Origin of the sequence: Paenibacillus germinis, assembly GCF_013141785.1 — a bacterium.
In the GTDB taxonomy this organism is placed as follows: domain Bacteria; phylum Bacillota; class Bacilli; order Paenibacillales; family NBRC-103111; genus Paenibacillus_E; species Paenibacillus_E phytorum.
In genome coordinates this window covers 266,777-282,188 of sequence record NZ_WHOC01000019.1, presented here as the reverse complement: position 1 = coordinate 282,188, position 15,412 = coordinate 266,777, and the positions used below count along the sequence as shown (strand labels likewise).

Genomic DNA, 15,412 nt, shown 5'->3' with positions numbered 1-15,412 from the left:
CCGTGTCCCAAACATTTCGATTGAAGCTCGATTTACAATGGTTTGCTGGGGAAAAGACGGAACCTGCGACAGCAAAGAAAAGGCAAGATGCTCGTAAAAAGGGTCAAGTTGCGAAGAGTATGGATTTACCTGCGGCATTTATATTACTCTTTTCATTTCTATCATTCCTCATGTTCGGTGGTTATATGAAAGAGAAGTTGGTAAACATCTTTCGCAACGTCTATGAGAATCAACTGACTATAGACATTACAGCCGCAAACGTTCAGGTATTATTCGTAGATTTAGTCCAACAAGGGTTAATCATTTTAGCTCCTATTTTCATCCTTGTAGTTTTAGTAGCCTTTATTGGAAATTATGCACAAATTGGCTTTATGTTCATTGGCGACCCCCTGATGATGAAGTTTAACAAGATCAATCCGATCGAGGGTTTCAAACGAATTTTTTCACTGCGAACCGTCATGGATTTTCTTAAATCGACAATGAAGATGTTAATTATCGGTTATGTCGTGTATACGACATTAATGGGGGAAAAAGCTAAACTGCTAGGTCTTGGTCATGCTCCTCTGGAGAGTACATTTTCATTTATTGCCTCAGTCACGTTAAAACTAGGGATCAAAATTGGAGCGATTTTAATTGTCCTTGCCATTTTTGATTTCATATATCAAAAGTATGAGTACGAGAAAAGTCTCAAAATGTCCAAACAGGATATTAAGGATGAGTATAAGAAGAGTGAAGGGGATCCACTTATCAAAGGAAAGATCCGTGCGAAGCAGCGTCAGATGGCCATGCAGCGCATGATGCAAGAAGTCCCAAAAGCAGATGTTATTATTACCAATCCAACCCACTTTGCGGTTGCTTTGAAATATGATTCGAACAATATGCAAGCCCCGACAGTTATTGCTAAGGGAGCGGATTATGTTGCTCTAAAGATTAAAGAAGTTGCGAAGAAAAACGGTATTATGACGATGGAAAATAAACCGCTTGCTCGAGCGATCTTTGCACAGGTGGAAATTGGTGACTCTATTCCCGCTGAGCTGTTCCAGGCTGTCGCAGAAGTATTGGCTTATGTATATAAAGTGAAGGGCAAAACGAACTAATGAGGAGGGAGGTACAATCAGATGAAGATCAAGGATTTATTGGTTCTTATAGGCATTATCGGTATTGTATTAATGATGATTGTACCGGTTCCAATCCCTTTGCTGGATTTTCTTTTAATTATTAATATATCGATTGCCTTAATGATTATTTTGGTTGCAATGAATACAAAAGAAGCACTTCAGTTCTCAATCTTCCCTTCTTTACTCCTGATTACGACATTGTTTCGGTTGGCGTTAAACGTCTCAACCACGCGGAACATTTTGTCGCATGCAGAAGCAGGCGACGTGGTCAGAACTTTTGGTTCTTTCGTTGCTCAAGGCAATATCGTCGTGGGATTCGTCGTGTTTCTCATCCTTGTCTTGGTACAATTCATCGTAATTACCAAAGGTTCTGAGCGCGTTGCCGAGGTTGCAGCGAGATTTACACTCGATGCGATGCCAGGAAAACAAATGAGTATTGACGCAGATTTGAATGCAGGTTTAATCAACGAGGTGCAAGCTCGTGAGCGTAGACAAAAGATTGAACGAGAAGCTGATTTCTATGGAGCAATGGATGGTGCGAGTAAATTCGTAAAAGGGGATGCCATCGCCGGCATTATCATTCTCGTCATCAATTTGATAGGTGGCTTCATTATTGGGATGACCATGAAAGGGATGCCTTTTTCTCAGGCACTTGAAACATTCTCGATATTAACCATTGGTGATGGACTCGTCAGCCAAATTCCAGCCCTGTTGATTTCAACGGCTGCTGGTATTATCGTAACACGAGCATCATCTGAAGGTAATTTAGGCCACGATATTACGAAACAATTAACAGCACAACCTAAGCTTCTTTATATTGTTGCTGGGACTCTTATGGTGCTTGGCATATTCACTCCAATTCATTGGTTTACTACATTCCCGATTGCCGGATTGCTAATTTTCGCAGCATTTAGAATGCAAAAGAATCTAGAGCGCGAAGCGATAAAAGAAGAACAATTGGTGGAGGAGCAGCAAATTGAGGAAGTGCGGAGTCCTGAAAGTGTCATTTCCTTGCTACAAGTCGATCCCATTGAGTTTGAGTTTGGTTATGGTTTAATACCTCTTGCTGATACTCAACAAGGCGGAGATTTACTAGATCGGATTATCTTGATTCGCCGACAGTGTGCGCTTGAGCTTGGGGTTGTCGTACCCGTTATTCGCATCCGTGACAATATTCAACTACGGCCGAATGAGTATATCATCAAAATAAAAGGCAATACGGTTGCACGCGGCGAACTACTTCTTAATCACTACCTAGCCATGAGTCCTGGTATTGATGATGATTCAATAGCAGGTATAGAAACGACCGAGCCTGCCTTTGGATTGCCTGCTATATGGATAGATGAAGTGACCAAAGAAAGAGCAGAGCTATCTGGTTACACTGTCGTTGATCCTCCTTCCGTAGTGGCTACGCATTTAACCGAAATTATTAAGAAACATACACATGAACTTCTGGGTCGTCAAGAAACCAAAGCACTTATTGAGAATGTTCGCGAGTCTTATCCAGCACTTGTTGATGATCTTATTCCTTCCGTATTGTCCGTTGGGGACGTTCAGAAGGTGTTGGCAAAGTTACTGCGCGAGAAAATTTCTGTACGTGATTTGGTAACGATTTTGGAAACTCTGGCGGATTATGGCACTTATACAAAGGATCCTGAAATACTGACTGAATACGTTAGACAATCATTATCGAGACAAATCACTCAACAGTTTACATCTCTAGGTGATTCCTTAAAAGTGATTACGGTTGGTCCTTCTGTGGAAAAGAAAATTGCCGATTCTGTTCAGCAATCAGATCAAGGAAGTTACTTAGCACTTGACCCTTCCTCTTCACAAATCATTTATCATCGCGTCAGCGAGCAAGTGACTAAATTGATTCAATCCGGACAACAGCCTGTTATTTTAACCTCACCAACGATTCGGATGTATTTAAGACAATTGCTTGAGAGAACTTTGCAAGATATACCTGTATTATCCTACAGCGAATTAGAGCCTAGCGTTGAAATTCAGAGTATGGGGGTAGTCAATTTATGAGAGTAAAAAGATATGTTGTCGATTCCATGCCGGACGCTTTGCAAAAAATTCGCACGGATTTAGGCAAGGATGCGGTAATCCTCAATACCAAGGAAATTCGCACAGGTGGTTTTCTTGGTCTATTCGGTAAAAAAAAGATTGAAGTTATCGCTGCAATTGATGGAGCAAACACGAATTCAGGGGGGGCCGCTCAGCGGTTTGCGCCTCAGCCTCAACAACAGAAAGTCATGGGTCAAGATCAACCTGCAAGAGCCCAAACGCATCTTTCAGATTTCCCTGAAGTCCCAGACGTGATCGCTCCCATTTCAGCTAAAAAAGTACCAGTTGCCGTTAGCGCAGGCGTTGAGACGCAGCAAGCATATACATCACAGCAGTCTTACTCACCTGTTTCGGTAAATGCACCTAATAGAGTCAGTCTCAAAGATGAGCACCTCCTAGAGGAGCTCAAACAAATGAAGGAAATGATGAGAAAGCTTACTCACGCATCCGACGTGTCGAGTCTCCCTGAACCTTTACAGAAGATTGAACAACGATTATTTGACCAAGAAGTAGATCCTACGTTAGTTCGTCAAATTATGGATGAAGTAGTGGCCGATTTTCAGCTTGCAGATGAGCCTGTATCGGATGAGTCAGCTCTTCAAGTTGTGCGATCCAAGCTGGGGCAGGTACTACAGTCCAATCGCAGCAAACAAATTTCACCACAAACACGCGTGGTACATTTCGTAGGTCCAACAGGAGTTGGAAAAACGACAACCATAGCAAAATTAGCAGCGGAGCAAGTGTTGAAGTATCAACGTAAGGTTGGTTTTATTACTTCGGACACATATAGAATTGCAGCAATTGAGCAGTTGAAAACATATGGAACCATCTTGAATGTACCCCTTGAAGTTGTTTTCTCACCGCAAGATTTAGCGAAAGCATTTCATAATCTAGAAGAATGTGACGTTATTTTCATGGATACGGCTGGACGAAATTTTCGGAATGAAATGTATGTTTCGGAGCTTAACTCTTTGCTTAAGACACAAGGAAATAGTGAGACCATTCTGGTTCTGAGCTTAACAACAAAGTACCGTGACATGAGAGCGATCACGAACAATTTTAATAAATTTAAGCTAGACAAAGTATTATTCACCAAGATGGATGAAACAGATTCCTACGGTGCTATTGTAAATGTTGTTCACGAGTTCTCACTGCAGCTTTCGTATGTTACGAACGGTCAAAGCGTACCTGATGATATTACGGAAATGAATGAGTGGCAAATCATCGATTTGTTATTGGAGGAACCTAGAGCATGAAGGATCAAGCAGAAGGGTTGCGGAACCTGGTACAGATACAGAATGACAGAGGCACAAAAGCAACCAGGATTATTACCGTGACTAGCGGAAAGGGAGGCGTAGGTAAATCAAATTTTACGCTAAACTTTGCTTTAACGCTTCAGTCCCAAGGTTATAAGGTTCTTGTTTTTGATGCAGACATTGGGCTTGCCAACATTGATGTGCTGATGGGGATTTCCTCCAAATACAATTTGTATCACTTGTTGAAAAAGGAAAAAACGATCTGGGAAATTATCCAGAAAGGCTATAATGATTTAGATTTTATTGCTGGTGGATCTGGATTTAACGATTTACTTCGCTTAACCGATGAAGAACTGAACTACTTTGCCGAGCAAGTCATGCAGCTCAACGGGTATGTTGATTTTATCATTTTTGACACTGGGGCCGGATTGTCCAAAGAAACGTTGAAATTTATCCTTGCCGCCGAAGAAGCGTTTGTTGTCACAACGCCTGAGCCTACGTCCATAACGGATGCTTATGCCATTATAAAAATGGTTAACTCAATGGGACATGACGTTTCTTTTAAACTAGTTATCAACCGAGTAACCGATGCAAAAGAAGGCAAGCACACGGCCGATAAAATTTCTTTAGTAGCTAAACAATTTCTGGATATCCATATCCCTACCTTAGGATTCGTTGACGATGATGCGGCTGTATCTAAGGCGGTTAAAAAACAGATACCTTTTACTGTTGCTTTTCCGAATTCAGCAGCATCACGAAGTCTTCAATTATTAGTCGATAATTATTTGAATGGTTATCGAGTAATTGACACACCAACATCCGGTGTCAAGGGTTTTTTAAATAAAATGATGAAACTTTTAAAATAGGATTTTCGCAAATCGTGTCGAATATGCTCATAAGAGGGAGGGAAGCAGCTTGGCACCATATAACATTCTTGTCGTAGACGACTCCGTCTTTATGCGAAAAATTATAAGCGATTTGATTTCAGATAATCCTCAGTACAAAGTCATAGGAACAGCAAAAAATGGTCAAGAAGCTATTGAACAAGTGAAGCTATTACGCCCCGATGCCGTTACGATGGATGTGGAAATGCCAATAATGAACGGTTTGGATGCTTTACAGCGAATCATGGCAGAACAACCTACGCCCATCATTATGTTAAGCTCCTTAACCCAGGAGGGCGCTTCTGAAACGATTAAAGCACTCGAGTGGGGAGCTGTCGACTTTATTCGAAAGCCGTCAGGCTCCATATCCCTTGACCTGTATAAAGTTAAACAACTTCTACATGAGAAGCTGCATATGGCAGTTCGAACGAGGTTAAGACCGGTACCGCAGCAGCCTGTGTCTCCGCGGGTTACTCAACCGTTAATACCCAAAAGTAACGCCAGTTTGATGAAAGCACCCGATACTAAACTTGCAGTAAAGACTGGTTCAACGTATTTCGATCATCTAGTAGCCATAGGTACTTCTACAGGAGGGCCTCGTGCCTTACATCAGGTGATCTCTCATATTCCTGCAGGTTTTCCTGCGCCGATCTTAATTGTTCAACATATGCCACCTAATTTCACCAAATCATTAGCCCAACGTCTGAATGACATTTCTCAGATACAGGTAGTCGAGGCTGCGGAAGGGGATGTGCTCCAAACGGCAACAGCTTATGTAGCACCGGGAGGATGGCATATGGTCATCTACAAAGATACGGACAAAACGCACAAAATTCGCTTGAACAAGGAAGAACCTCGTTCTGGCCACCGCCCCTCAGTGGATGTCATGTTTGAGTCCTTGCTTGGTATGAGTGAGTTGAAGCGGCACATCGTCCTGATGACAGGCATGGGCAGCGATGGAGCTAAAGGCATGCTCTCATTAAAGCAATCTGGTGTATCAACAACCATTGCAGAGTGCGAAGAAACCTGTGTCGTATACGGTATGCCTAGAGCTGCTGTAGAGATCCAAGCTGCGATGCATGTATTGCCACTGCAGGATATTGCAACTCGATTAGCTCAATGCGTACTTAATTAAATGAAATTTAGCAAGCAGGTTACATAATGATTCTAATGGAGGTGTGTGGTTTTGGAACTTAGTCAATATTTATCCATGTTTATCGATGAATCGAAAGAGCATTTGCAATCTTTGAATGAGAACTTACTGAATTTAGAAAGCAATCCTCAGGATATTAGTATTGTTCATAACATTTTCCGCTCTGCTCATACGTTGAAAGGGATGTCCGCAACAATGGGCTTCGAGGATATCGCTGCCCTAACGCACGAGATGGAAAATGTGTTGGATTTGGTACGTAACAGCAAAATTGAAATGAACCCATTCATTTTTGACTGCATTTTCAAAAGTCTTGATTCATTGGAATCCATGGTCGAAGATATTATTCAAGGTGGTACTGGGAAAGCGGATGTTTCACCAATCGTCGTTTCTCTTCGTTCCATCGTGACAGGTGACTATAAAACCGCACAAGCTCCAGCATTGACAACTGCGAAGGAACCAGCAAAAGGGATCGAAGTTGATGAGTTTCAATTTTCTATTCTTCAACAATCGATTGACTCGGGATTCCTTGTATTCTATATCGAAGTAAGTGTGAATGAGAATTGTGTACTTAAGGCAGCAAGGGCATATATGGTATTCGATGCACTGGAGAGAATGGGTGAAATCGTAAAAGCGACGCCATCCGTACAAGAAATCGAACAAGAGAAATTTGATCGTTCTTTCTCACTTTATTTTATTTCTAAGGTTGATCAAGTAACGTTAGAAAGAGAAATTTTGAACGTTTCCGAGATACAATCTGCAGTTATTATCACAGTTGATTCAGAATCACTTGCCGAATTATCCCGTCCAAGAAATGAAGTTGAGGCGGCAAGACAAGAAATAGCTGCAGCGGTAGCAGAAGCGATCACACCAGCTGTATCTGTTGAACCCATACATAATGCTGAGCCAGTTACAGCTGTTGCTAAACCAGCGGCCGGTGGGGCTCCTGTTGCAAGTCGTACAATTCGTGTTGATATTGAACGCTTAGATGCACTCATGAATCTGTTCAGCGAACTATTAATTGATCGCGTAAGATTAGAACAACTCGCTAGCGAGGTTAAACGTAATGATCTGACTGAAACAGTTGAACATATGTCTAGGGTCAGTAGCGATTTGCAAAATATCGTATTGAAGCTCCGGATGGTTCCTGTGGATTCTGTATTCAATCGCTTCCCACGGATGATAAGAGACTTGGCTAAATCGCTAGATAAGAAAGTAGATTTAGTCATCACAGGTGCAGAAACGGAATTAGATCGAACCGTAATTGATGAAATCGGTGACCCACTTGTCCATTTACTTCGTAATGCTGTGGATCATGGTATTGAGTCAATCAGCGATCGATTGGCTGCTGGCAAAAATGAGCAAGGTACCATTCAGCTGCGTGCTTTCCATAGTGGAAATCATGTCTTTATAGAAATTGAAGAAGATGGTAAAGGGATTTATAGAGAAAAAGTATTGAAAACTGCACTCAAGAATGGCCTTGTAACAGCAGAACAAGCAGCGAAGTTAAGTGATTTGGAAGTATACAACTTGTTGTTCGCATCTGGTTTTAGTACGGCTGAGAAAATTTCTGATATTTCTGGACGTGGCGTTGGGCTTGACGTTGTGAAGACGAAGATTCAAATGTTGGGTGGACATGTTCAAGTTGATTCCAAACCAGGCTTTGGAAGTAAGTTCTCTGTCCAATTACCATTGACGCTATCTATTATTTCTGCCATGCTTGTGCGTCTTGGCAGCGAAAAATATGCGATACCGTTGTCGTCCATTGTTGAAACTTCAGCTATTCAGAAGAATCAGATTCGTAACATTCATGGAAACAAAATGGTGGAGTATCGTAATACGGTTATTCCTCTTGTATCGCTCAGTACATTGTTTAATGTACCAGATTTCAATGAGGATCTTGAGGAAGAGACTGAGATAGTTGTTGTGCGCAAAGGGGACAAACAGGTTGCCTTGATGGTAGACGAATTTATTGGTCAGCAAGAAATCGTTCTCAAAACATTAGGTAAATATTTATCCGGACTATTTGCAATATCCGGTGCAACGATTCTAGGAGATGGACAAGTCGCATTGATCATTGATCCGAATGCATTGATTAAATAATTACATACTTTTAAGGAGGGTTTCACAATGGGAGAAGAGAAAAAGGTAATCGTCTTCGCACTTGGAACGGAAGAGTACGGCGTGGAAGTTGAGAAAGTTAGAACGATCGAAAGAATGCAGCCAATGACGCGCGTACCTAAAGCGCCGGCATTTATTAAAGGCGTTATTAATCTTCGCGGTGTTGTTATTCCTATTATTGATCTTCGTTCAAGATTCGGACTTGAAGAGCAAGTTAACTCAGATGCTACTCGTATTATCATCGTATCTGCCGGTGACTTTGAAGTTGGTCTTATCGTAGATTCAGCGAATGATGTTATTGATCTGGACACAGATAATATTGATAATCCACCAGAAATTGTGGGCGGTATCAAAGCCAAGTATCTGGACGGTATCGCACGTGTCGGCGAACAAAGATTGCTTGTTTTACTGAATTTAGAGCAAGTCTTGGATCGCGATGAACTTCAACAGCTAGAAAGAGTAGAGGAATAGCTTGTGGATGTGTTTAGTCGTTTAGAGGATTTTCAAATGGACGTTCTCAAGGAAGTAGGTAACATAGGTGCGGGGCACGCTGCTACCGCACTATCTACCTTGCTTGATAAGCCGATTGATATGCTTGTTCCAAAGGTTAGAATGCTTCCTTTCGAAGAAATCTGCGAAAGTGTTGGCGGAGCGGAGACGGTAGTTCTTGCTATCTTCTTGCGTGTGGATGGAGACGCGCCTGGAAATATGTTTTTTATTCTTGATTTAGATGCCGCTAAAAATATGCTAAGGGATTTGATAGGGTTACATATCGAAGATCAAGAAGAGTATTCAGAACTGGAATTATCTGCATTAAATGAAATCGGGAATATTCTAGCCGGTTCGTATTTATCCTCTCTTGCTGATTTTACGAACTTGAATATGCAGCCTACTGTCCCTGCATTAGCAATTGACATGGCCGGTGCTATTCTAAGCTATGGATTATTGCAATTTGGTCAGATGGGAGATCAAGCACTTCTCATTGATACCAAATTTATGGAAGGGGAAAATGAAGTACAAGGACATTTCTTCTTAATTCCTGATCCGGAATCGTTTGGCAAAATATTTTCGGCATTAGGGGTAGAGTCTCCATGACGTTAGATAATTTAATTAAAGTAGGAATGGCTGACCTGAATGTTGCTCATCAGGCAGGTGTATTGAAGACAACAGGGCTGGGTTCGTGTGTGGGTGTAACATTATATGATAGTCGCGTAAAAGTGGCAGGTATGGCTCATGTGATGCTGCCTTCCTCCGAGATAGCTCGTGAAGGCTCGCTGAACATTGCTAAATACGCGGACACGGCTATTCCTGAGTTAATTTCCAGAATGGAAAAGCTAGGAGCTGCTGTGAATAGGCTAGAAGCTAAGCTTGCTGGCGGTGCTCAAATGTTTGCATTTGCTGGAAATAATGATACGATGAGAATTGGTCCAAGAAATGTAGAATCTTGTAAGGAAATGTTGAATAAATACAAAATTCCGATTCGTGCTGAGGATACTGGGGCTAATTACGGTCGAACGATAGAATTCCATAGTGAAACCGGCATCCTGTTTATTCGAAGTGTCCAATTAGGAGTAAAGGAAATTTGATGATGATTGGAACCATTCGAATTAATGTCATCGTAGCATCATTGGCGGGCTTATTTACATTTGCCTTATCGATCGGCAATAATTTATTACTTTCTACTTGTCTTAAAAGTACATACAGCTTTCTTATTTTATTCGTTCTGACATTTGGTTTTAGATGGGTGTTGGGTGTAATGATAGGAGCTGAACATTCTGCAGGCGGAGCATCTTATGCGAATCACACGACAGAATCGTCCGTTGGTCAATCATTGGATTTGACTACACCAGATGAGGATGAGGAAACACGTGAGCTGATGAAGGCTAACCTGGGCAGTAATAACTCTTTACTATCTAACGAAGCGCAATTTTCACCACTGAATCCACCTAAGCTAGTCACCAAGAATAATTTGGACCCTGAACAACTGGCGGGTGCCTTAAGGCGAATGTCTGAAGACTAAGGATGGTGAAACATAAATCATGATCGAACAAAAGCAATCACAACTAGTCAATATCGATTTATGGAAGCAATGGAAGGAGCAGGGCTGGGTTCCCGCTAAGCAGTCGCTTATCGAGAGTTACCTGCCCTTAGTTGATTATGTTTCCGGACGTATGGCAATAGGACTTCCCAAAAGTGTTTCGAGAGAGGATCTATCGAGCTTTGGTGTGATGGGCCTTATCGATGCTGTGGAGAAATTTGACTATTCACGCGGACTACAATTCGAAACTTATGCTTCTTGGAGAATTCGTGGTTCTATTATTGATGGACTTCGACAAGGGGATTGGGTACCTCGCTCTGTGAGAGAAAAAGCCAAGAAGGTCGAAGATGCTTACCAGAAGCTAGAGCAGCAGTATCTACGTTCCGTTACGGATGCAGAGATCAGCAACTATTTGCAAATTAGTGAGCAAGATTTTCAGCAGATGCTTCAGGATATTTCGATTACAACCGTTTGTTCGATTGATGATCCCATCCGAGAGGAAGATTCGGAAACGCGTCTCTCATTACTTGTTGACGAAAAGGCCAAGAACCCGGAGTTTCAAGTAAATGAGTTTTATTTGAAGGAGTCTTTGGCGAAGGCTATTGAAAGATTAACGGATAAAGAGAGAACGGTTGTCTCGTTATTCTATTTCGAAGAGCTCTCCTTAAGTGAAATTGCTGAGGTTATGTGTTTATCTCCTTCTCGTATTTCACAATTACATTCGAAAGCAATTCTTCGGCTTAAAGGTGTACTTGGTCGATTTAAGACGCAATTATTTCAAGATACTTAACATACAATCAGAAGGAAATGAAAGGTGGTTTGTCTATGCTTGAGAGGAACATGCCTTTGGATTTTTACATTAGTATTTCCATCTCGGATGACAAATTAACAGCTTATTTGTTAATTAACAATGCTGATAACGACTTTCAAGTAACCGCAGGACAATTGGAAGAGTTAGTTCAAACGAATCACATCGTTCACGGTTTAAATCGACCTTTACTTGCTCAAATAGCTGCAAATCCGAAACCTTTTTATCATCAAAAAGTAGCGATTGCAACGGGGACGAAGGCAATAGAAGGCCAGAGCGGCTATATTAAATTTATTTTTGATTTTGATGAAGATGAAAAGAAACCGCTAGAGCTGGATGACGGCAGGGTAAATTATAAAGAAGTTGTATCTCTTCATAATGTAAGAAAAGGACAGCTTATCGGACAACGTTTTCTGGCAACGGAAGGCACACCGGGAAGAGCCGTTACAGGTGAGACCCTTTTTACTAAAGCGGGGAAAGAAGCTAGATTTAAATTAGGCAAGAATGTGGTAACGGACGCTGAACAAATGGGCCTTTATTCTACAATTGATGGTATGGTAGTAAGAACTGATCGTGACAAAATTAATGTGTTTCCTGTCTATGAAGTGAATGGAAATGTTGATTATAATATTGGGAATATTGATTTTATCGGTACAGTAGTTATTCGAGGAAATGTTCTACCTGGTTTTAAAATACGTGCAGCTGGGGATATTCGTGTCACTGGTGGCGTGGAAGCGGCTGAACTTGAAGCTGAAGGTTCTATTGAAATTAGTGCAGGCATTGTAGGGCAGAATAAAGCACATGTTAAAGCAGGGAAGAATGTAAAAAGTTCCTTCATTCAGGATGCTATTGTTGAAGTTACTGGTGAATTAACGGTTTCTCAGAGTATCATGCATTCAACGATTAGAGCAGGCAAAGCTGTAAATTGTAATGGTTCCAAAGGACTCATTGTTGGAGGCACCATACAAGCCGGGGAGCGTGTTACTGCGAGAACGATAGGGAATTCGATGTCAACGAATACAATTGTTGAAGTTGGCGTTTTACCAGAGCTTCGTAATGAAATGATTGATCTACGCAACCAACTGAAGGTATACATGGAAAATATGGATAAAACGGATAAAGCGCTTACGTTATTAAATCAATTAGCAGCAGCAGGTCAACTAAGCCCGGATAAAGTGGCCATGCGAATCAAGTTGACTCATACGAAAAAGCAAGCTTTAGAAGAGCAAAATGCCATTAAAGAGCGTATTCTTGAGATTGAGAAATCATTAGAGGACTCCGAAAAAGCGAAAGTAGAAGTATTGTCTACCATTTATGGTGGAACGAAGATTGTTATTGGTCGGTATACTAAATTTGTCAAAGATCCAACAAACCGCATGACGTTCCGTTTAAGTGAAGGCGATATTTCTATGAGTGCCTATGTGTGAGTGAAGGAGAGGGTAAGCGATGAGTTTTAAAGCCATCGATTTACAGTTCGCCGTACACAAAAACGATGAAGCGGGCATCCGTCAAAATCAGCTTATGCAAAAACCGCGGCAGGACGAAACGATCTTGGAGAATCAAGCTGCTCAAACAACGGAGAAGGATCGCCATCGTAGCAGCAAGCTTGAAGAGAGCGTTCGTACAGATATCAAGGATCATGGTGACCAGCGTCAACAGTCTAATAGGGGTAAGGCAAAGAACAAAGTTAAAACAGTTTCCGCTTCTCTTGAAGGCAGTCATCAGCCAGAGCATCCGTATAAAGGGCATCATATTGATTTATCTTTATAACTAGTTATCTCACATATAGAAAAAGGTGAACCCAATGGCTATGCAGCCGTGGATGTATGTCGTACTTCTAGGACTTGTCTTGATTGTTTATGCACGATTCCTGCCGAAGGAGCAAGCGTCAGCGTCCAATAAGACGAACGTAGTCCAAGAGATCGAGGAAACCATCGAGCATTTCGCTGCTGAGATGGATGAACAAAATCAAACGCTGCTCAATCTGTTCTCCAAAACGAAACAAGATTACGAGATAGAGCTTGCTAAGCTTGCAGGCAGACTGGAATCATTAGAAAAGCAAAAGCATGAACTGTCGCAGGAATTAACGAAAGTGCATGTCAATCATCAAGTGAATCAAAGAACAAATGCGGTACCTGACGTGCTTTCTGATGATCAGCATGCTGTTATCTCGAAAATTCCTAATGCTAATCCAGCACATTCTGTTCAAGTCACCTCATCTGAACTTGTTGCGCCTTCTAAAGAATCGGTAGTTGAAGAACCCATCTACACTGGATTGAGCATGAAGAGCAGATACAGTGAGCTATTTTCACTTCATGATCAAGGAAAAGGCGTCGAAGCCATTGCTAAGAAGCTAGGCATGAATAAAGGCGAGGTCAGTCTAATCCTTCAATTATCCAGACAGGAGGAAAGGGCCCGTGTTTAAAAATAGGTCGTACGTTTTTGGAATAGGGACTGGAATTATCGTAGGAGCCCTACTTCTGCAAATTATGTCTGTGCGGGCTAGTGCACCTAGTCAAACGGGCATTGCATTGGATGAAATGGATCCTCAGAAGTTAAAGGTCGAAGCTACGAAATACTACCAAGTTTTCGATAAGAATACAAAAGTATTTACGCAAACTGAGTTCGATGGAGCCGTATTAAAAAAGGTCAAAGAGGAAACAGACAAATTGGCGGCAGCTAAACCTCAGGAACAACCCAAAGCAAATACACCTGAACTTACTCAGAAAATAATTATATATGTACAGCCAAATCTTGATGCGACAGCTGTCAGTGAACTTCTCGTGAAATCTGGCATTATTACCGATCGTAAAGCTTTTATTACGGAGCTTGAAAAACAAGGTGGCAACACCAAAATTCAAATCGGTTACCATGTTTTCGAAGGTTTTACGGATATCCCCAAAGTCGTGACCAATTTAATTACAGTTCAATAGGTAGTCCGACAAATGGATCTTAATTATGAGGTCTGTTTTTGTTGTTTCTGTACATATACATGCCTTTTGTAGGACAAAATGACTATCATGACAAAAGGTTGCATAGGCATTTCAGTTGTGGTATATTTATTCACGGTGTTAAAAACTCACGCCCGTCAATTTGCATAATGGTGCTTACTTCGGTAAGTTTTATGCAAAGATGCGACAGGCGGCGGATACCAAATAAACCATTTTAGAGGAGGGATTGGGGATGGCAGTTATCTCCATGAAACAGCTTTTAGAAGCTGGCGTACATTTCGGTCACCAAACACGTCGTTGGAACCCGAAAATGGACAAATACATCTTTACAGAAAGAAACGGTATTTACATTATCGATCTACAAAAAACGGTTAAAAAAGTTGAAGAAGCTTACAACTTTGTTAAATCCGTTTCAGAAGATAATGGTACGATTCTTTTCGTAGGAACGAAAAAACAAGCACAAGATTCCGTTGCTGAAGAAGCAGAACGTTGCGGAATGTACTTCATCAACCAACGTTGGTTGGGTGGTACACTAACAAACTTCCAAACGATTCAAAAGCGTATTGACCGTTTGAAAACTCTTGAAAGATGGGAAGAGGACGGTACTTTCGAAGTTCTTCCTAAGAAAGAAGTTATCATTCTCCGTAAAGAGAAAGATCGTCTTGAGAAATTCTTGGGCGGAATCAAGAACATGAAAGGTCTGCCTAGTGCACTTTTCATTATCGACCCACGCAAAGAGCGTATTGCTGTTGCGGAAGCTCGCAAATTGGGTATCCCAATCGTTGGTATCGTTGATACAAACTGCGATCCGGACGAAATTGATTACGTGATTCCAGGTAACGATGATGCGATTCGTGCCGTTAAACTATTAACAGCTAAAATTGCTGATGCGGTTATCGAAGCACACCAAGGCGAGCAAACAACAGCTTAATCTATAGGAATGTGAAAAGGGTGGTTGGAAGGTGTAACAGCCTGTCACCACCCTTTTTTTAAAGAATCAATAGGTATTACAT

16 protein-coding genes are annotated in these 15,412 nt (G+C 41.5%); all 16 read left to right on the top strand.

Going from position 1 to position 15,412, the window contains the following annotated elements; genetic code table 11:
* Positions 1-2: 2 nt before the first annotated feature.
* The 16 genes from flhB to rpsB all read left to right on the top strand — a co-directional run bounded on the left by flhB (position 3) and on the right by rpsB (position 15,330).
* Positions 3-1,097, top strand: a complete 1,095-nt coding sequence (gene flhB, locus GC102_RS03610; RefSeq protein WP_171688252.1) for a flagellar biosynthesis protein FlhB — start codon at positions 3-5, stop codon at positions 1,095-1,097.
* Between the two features lie 21 nt (positions 1,098-1,118).
* Positions 1,119-3,152: a flagellar biosynthesis protein FlhA gene (flhA, locus tag GC102_RS03605; protein WP_171648853.1), complete on the top strand. Its 2,034-nt coding sequence runs from the start codon at positions 1,119-1,121 to the stop codon at positions 3,150-3,152.
* Complete coding sequence (gene flhF / locus GC102_RS03600; RefSeq protein ID WP_171688251.1) at positions 3,149-4,447, top strand: flagellar biosynthesis GTPase FlhF; 1,299 nt, start codon at positions 3,149-3,151, stop codon at positions 4,445-4,447. The genes flhA and flhF overlap by 4 nt, the downstream gene beginning before the upstream one ends.
* Entirely contained in the window at positions 4,444-5,313 is an 870-nt protein-coding gene (locus tag GC102_RS03595) for a MinD/ParA family protein (RefSeq protein ID WP_171688250.1), read from the top strand. Before flhF ends, GC102_RS03595 begins: the two co-directional genes overlap by 4 nt.
* A 49-nt stretch (positions 5,314-5,362) precedes the next feature.
* Positions 5,363-6,466 carry a protein-glutamate methylesterase/protein-glutamine glutaminase gene (locus GC102_RS03590; protein ID WP_171688249.1) on the top strand — a complete coding sequence of 368 codons (1,104 nt, stop codon included), beginning with the start codon at positions 5,363-5,365 and terminating at the stop codon, positions 6,464-6,466.
* A gap of 51 nt (positions 6,467-6,517) precedes the next feature.
* Entirely contained in the window at positions 6,518-8,584 is a 2,067-nt protein-coding gene (locus tag GC102_RS03585) for a chemotaxis protein CheA (RefSeq protein ID WP_171688248.1), read from the top strand.
* A gap of 27 nt (positions 8,585-8,611) precedes the next feature.
* Positions 8,612-9,073 (top strand): chemotaxis protein CheW, encoded by a 462-nt coding sequence (locus tag GC102_RS03580; RefSeq protein WP_171648864.1) that lies wholly within the window; start codon positions 8,612-8,614, stop codon positions 9,071-9,073.
* Positions 9,074-9,109: 36 nt separating this feature from the next.
* On the top strand, positions 9,110-9,697 hold the full coding sequence (locus GC102_RS03575; protein WP_216625520.1) for a chemotaxis protein CheC: 588 nt from the start codon (positions 9,110-9,112) through the stop codon (positions 9,695-9,697).
* Positions 9,694-10,188, top strand: a complete 495-nt coding sequence (locus GC102_RS03570) for a chemotaxis protein CheD (RefSeq protein WP_171688247.1) — start codon at positions 9,694-9,696, stop codon at positions 10,186-10,188. The genes GC102_RS03575 and GC102_RS03570 overlap by 4 nt, the downstream gene beginning before the upstream one ends.
* On the top strand, positions 10,185-10,622 hold the full coding sequence (locus GC102_RS03565; RefSeq protein WP_171688246.1) for a hypothetical protein: 438 nt from the start codon (positions 10,185-10,187) through the stop codon (positions 10,620-10,622). The genes GC102_RS03570 and GC102_RS03565 overlap by 4 nt, the downstream gene beginning before the upstream one ends.
* A gap of 19 nt (positions 10,623-10,641) precedes the next feature.
* Positions 10,642-11,430: a FliA/WhiG family RNA polymerase sigma factor gene (locus tag GC102_RS03560; RefSeq protein WP_171688245.1), complete on the top strand. Its 789-nt coding sequence runs from the start codon at positions 10,642-10,644 to the stop codon at positions 11,428-11,430.
* 35 nt (positions 11,431-11,465) lie between these two features.
* The gene (locus GC102_RS03555; protein ID WP_171688244.1) at positions 11,466-12,875 is read left to right on the top strand and encodes a flagellar assembly protein A; all 1,410 of its coding nucleotides are present in this window, start codon (positions 11,466-11,468) and stop codon (positions 12,873-12,875) included.
* A 19-nt stretch (positions 12,876-12,894) separates the two neighbouring features.
* The gene (locus GC102_RS03550) at positions 12,895-13,218 is read left to right on the top strand and encodes a hypothetical protein (RefSeq protein WP_171688243.1); all 324 of its coding nucleotides are present in this window, start codon (positions 12,895-12,897) and stop codon (positions 13,216-13,218) included.
* A gap of 34 nt (positions 13,219-13,252) precedes the next feature.
* Positions 13,253-13,873 carry a hypothetical protein gene (locus GC102_RS03545; protein ID WP_171688242.1) on the top strand — a complete coding sequence of 207 codons (621 nt, stop codon included), beginning with the start codon at positions 13,253-13,255 and terminating at the stop codon, positions 13,871-13,873.
* Positions 13,866-14,381, top strand: coding sequence for a hypothetical protein (locus GC102_RS03540; protein ID WP_171688241.1), 516 nt, complete (start codon positions 13,866-13,868; stop codon positions 14,379-14,381). Before GC102_RS03545 ends, GC102_RS03540 begins: the two co-directional genes overlap by 8 nt.
* Positions 14,382-14,631: 250 nt before the next feature.
* Entirely contained in the window at positions 14,632-15,330 is a 699-nt protein-coding gene (rpsB, locus tag GC102_RS03535) for a 30S ribosomal protein S2 (RefSeq protein ID WP_029195233.1), read from the top strand.
* The last annotated feature ends 82 nt before the right edge of the window (positions 15,331-15,412 follow it).